This window comes from Arthrobacter sp. Bz4 (assembly GCF_003075455.1).
GTDB lineage: Bacteria > Actinomycetota > Actinomycetes > Actinomycetales > Micrococcaceae > Arthrobacter_D.
This window is the reverse complement of sequence record NZ_QDAE01000053.1, coordinates 1-3,100: the sequence shown is the minus strand read 5'-3', so window position 1 is coordinate 3,100 and position 3,100 is coordinate 1. Positions and strand designations below refer to the sequence as shown.

The following is a 3,100-nucleotide window of genomic DNA, read 5'->3' as shown; positions in this document are numbered from 1 at the left end:
CAGCTTTGGATCGAGCCTGTACATAAAGGCCGCCATCGCGTCCCGGTTCACGGGAGTCAACGGACGGTACGTCCGGGCGCCATTGCCTTCGACCCAACCCGTAGAAATACCCTGACTCGCTAGCCACGCCATCTCCTTATAAAACAACTGAGTGGTCGACACATCCACGAAGGGCGACACCGACGGCGCGACGAACTCAGGACTACCAGACAGCCTGTACATAAAGGCCGCCATCGCGTCCCGGTTCACGGGAGTCAACGGACGGTACGTCCGGGCACCATTGCCTTCGACCCAACCCGTAGAAATACCCTGACTCGCTAGCCACGCCATCTCCTTATAAAACAACTGAGTGGTCGACACATCCACGAAGGGCGACACCGACGGCGCGACGAACCCATTTAGTTGGGGCTGTTGGTCTTCGTGAATAACCTGTAGCGACTTGGTGGAGGACACGATAGTCGCTGGAGGAGCCATGGTGGATTCAACGGCGTGAACCGTTGACATGCCCAGTACCATAAGCAACACCACCAATGCCGCAGCGAACGAAGCCACTATCTTCTGATGGTGCTTCGACTTGGTAGCTATCATGTTCTTCCCCGACCTGCTGATTAGCTTTTTACGGACTCGACCAATCGAGTCGATTATTCGAAGCATTCAGAATTGTGACTCGTTGTTGGGAAATCTAGCATCCGACTAGGTTCCTGATAAGCCTATTTGGCAATCTATTCCGAGACGGTTCGAAAGGGATTGCCCCCGGTTTTGTTGATTCCTCGACCTAGCGAGCTGAGGGGCAGCGGGTCTGAGAGGTGTGCTCGCTTCATTCTTGGCCGACCGCCAGTGGCTGGTTTCAAGGCAGTTGCGCCTCCGCGACGTGCTCGAGAAGCCACCTAACGGCTTCTGCCTCGTCGGTGAAGAACTGGGTCGGAGTTGCAGAAGTATAGGCGAAAGCGGTCATGACCTTGCTTACCTGGTCCATTCCCAGCACCGCTGTCTTCGACGAACACGTATCTTCAATCAGGAGCTCCCGGGCCTCCCGCGTGATCCGTTTCACTGACCCTATGTGCACCAGAAGCGGCCGTCTCCCGGCGCCGGAGACAGCGTCGACAGCTCCAATGGTCCCCCGCACGTCACCAGTCATGGTCACCCCCGGCGCCCAAATGATCCGGTTAGATTCCGACTCGAAACTCATCACGAACCTTCTGGCCCCAACCCCTGTGCTGTCCACAGCACTGCACACGGCGCCGACCCAGCTAGAGAATCGTTAGAATCATCGATACTCAGAAATCGAATTCTTCGCCTATGCTTTGCATGTCTCAATCTGTATTCTTTGGGGGAAATTCAAGTGACAGCACTTTCCGGGCATGACCCTGCCCAAGCTCACGCTTCGGTGAAACAAACTTCCAGTTCTGGACAGTCACGTTCCCAGGCACAAGGTCCTGTTAGGACCGCTGCACGGAAAATTATTGCCGGGGGCGCTGGCCTGCTTCTCCTAACGGTTGCTCTTTTTGCCGGGGCAACGCCCTCGGCTGCTGTCCCTGAATTCGGTCCTAGTCAAGTGAGTGCTGCGCCGAACACCTTAAATCTCACGAACAAGCAACAGATCATGGATGTCTTCGATGGCATCAATGTGTTCCGATCGAACAAGGGGCTCGACCCCGTCAACTTCAACGTCACCGCGTCGGAGGTCGCCGAAGACTGGTCCGATTTCATGGCAGCTGAACAAGTCTTTTATCACAACCCCGAATACGCACGGGATTCCAGGGTCGCGAACCGGTGGAACCGTGCAGCCGAAATCATTGCCGCGCGATGGGATACCTCGGGTCAAGCACTCGTCAACCAATGGGATGCTTCACCCGGCCATAATGCGATTATGAGCGACCCAGCGCTCAAAACGATTGGGATCGGAATCGCGATCACCGGCAACAAGGACTACAGGAACGCTCCCCGCAACTACACGATGTACGGAACCGTCAATTTCTTTACTTTCATCGACCCTCCAATCGGAACATATGCGACAGCGCAAGACTTCTTCGACGGAAACCCTTCCCTCGACGTACCGCCGCTAATCACCGTATCGACCGAATCCCCAACATGGGATGACATAACGGGGAACTACACCATTCCCGCTGTTACCGGAGTGGACTACTCCGTTGATGGAACAAAGACCAAGCCCGGCACCTACCACTCCGGATGGCGCCGAGTTAACGTCCAGGCCCAAGCGCAACCGGGATACAAAGCTCTGGGAACCATGTCTTGGTCATACATTTTCGTCCGACCTACAACGACAGTTAGACCAGCGCCCGTAGTGTTCACCGATAAGGATGGCACCGCCCTAGACACCGTGTTAATCCCGGCGACGGTCGGCGTGGAGTACTTAATCGACGGCAACCCGACACCAGCCGGAACGTACCAGGGGAAAGGCAGTGTTACCGTCACTGCAGGGGCCAAAGCTGGCTATGTCCTCGAAAGCGGAGCGACCATGCAGTGGACAACAACCTTCAAGGAGACCCCCTACCGGGTCACACCTGCAGCAGTGGTCTTCACTGATAAAGACGGCACCGCCGAGGACACCGTGAGGATCCCGGCCACTACCGGCGTGGAGTACTCAATCGCGGGCAACGCACGAGCAGCGGGAACCTACCCTGGCAAAGGGGCGGTCACTGTTACCGCACGCGCGAAGACCGACTACGTCCTTCAAAAGGGTGTAACCGCTCAGTGGACGACCACTTTCAGCAGCGCCAAAGTCCCTTATGCGGCTCCGAAGGTCTCACCATTCGCCGACGTCTCCACGAACCAGCTCTTCTACAAGGAGATGTCCTGGCTCGCATCCCAAGGCATCAGCACCGGCTGGAAAGAACGCAACGGCACCAACACCTACCGGGCCCTCCAACCAGTCAACCGCGACGCAATGGCCGCATTCCTCTACCGAGCCGCCGGCTCCCCCGACTACACGCCCCCGAAGATCTCCCCCTTCGCTGATGTCTCCACCAACCAGCTCTTCTACAACGAAATGTCCTGGCTCGCATCCCAAGGCATCAGCACCGGCTGGAAAGAACGCAACGGCACCAGCACCTACCGCGCTCTCCAACCCGTCAACCGA

Annotated in this window: 3 protein-coding genes; 1 reads left to right on the top strand and 2 read right to left on the bottom strand. The window is 56.9% G+C overall.

The window, feature by feature from the left end; all coding sequences use genetic code 11:
- On the bottom strand, positions 1-516 hold a 516-nt coding region (locus DDA93_RS15945; protein ID WP_207771373.1), incomplete at its 3' end, for an S-layer homology domain-containing protein.
- A 331-nt stretch (positions 517-847) separates the two neighbouring features.
- Positions 848-1,189, bottom strand: coding sequence for a hypothetical protein (locus tag DDA93_RS15940; RefSeq protein ID WP_116779302.1), 342 nt, complete (start codon positions 1,187-1,189; stop codon positions 848-850).
- 414 nt (positions 1,190-1,603) lie between these two features.
- Here DDA93_RS15940 and DDA93_RS15935 point away from each other — a divergent pair.
- Positions 1,604-3,100: CAP domain-containing protein (locus DDA93_RS15935; RefSeq protein ID WP_133185602.1), on the top strand; the 1,497-nt coding region annotated here is incomplete at its 3' end.

Excerpts from the sequence above, each read along its gene's own strand:
- DDA93_RS15940 (WP_116779302.1), bottom strand. The coding sequence starts at position 1,189 with ATGAGTTTCGAGTCGGAATCTAACCGGATCATTTGGGCGCCGGGGGTG.